Origin of the sequence: Streptomyces sp. NRRL F-2664 (assembly GCF_000719345.1) — a bacterium.
In the GTDB taxonomy this organism is placed as follows: Bacteria; Actinomycetota; Actinomycetes; order Streptomycetales; family Streptomycetaceae; genus Streptomyces.
In genome coordinates, this window is the sequence record NZ_JOFX01000570.1 from 1 (window position 1) to 248 (window position 248).

The window sequence follows — 248 nt, forward strand, 5'->3', positions numbered from 1 at the left end:
TGTTGCGGAGGTCGACCTTGCCGTTCACGACCGGCACCGTCACCAGGTTGGGGACGATCTGCCCGGGCGTGAAGTTCAGGTTCGACACGCCCGGCGCCGTCTGGCCGTTGGGGTAGACGGTGACGTGTCCGGCCTCGGTCGGGTGAACAGCGGTCACGTTCATGACCACGGCCGTCACCCCGGTGGCCGGGACGCCCTTCACCCCGGCGACCTGGAGGGTGACGACCCCGCCGGGGCCGACGCGCTGC

General features: G+C 71.0%; 1 protein-coding gene. It reads right to left on the minus strand.

All coding sequences use genetic code 11. The features are described from left to right. On the minus strand, positions 1–248 hold a 248-nt coding region (locus tag IF89_RS40270), incomplete at both ends, for a hypothetical protein (protein ID WP_043195195.1).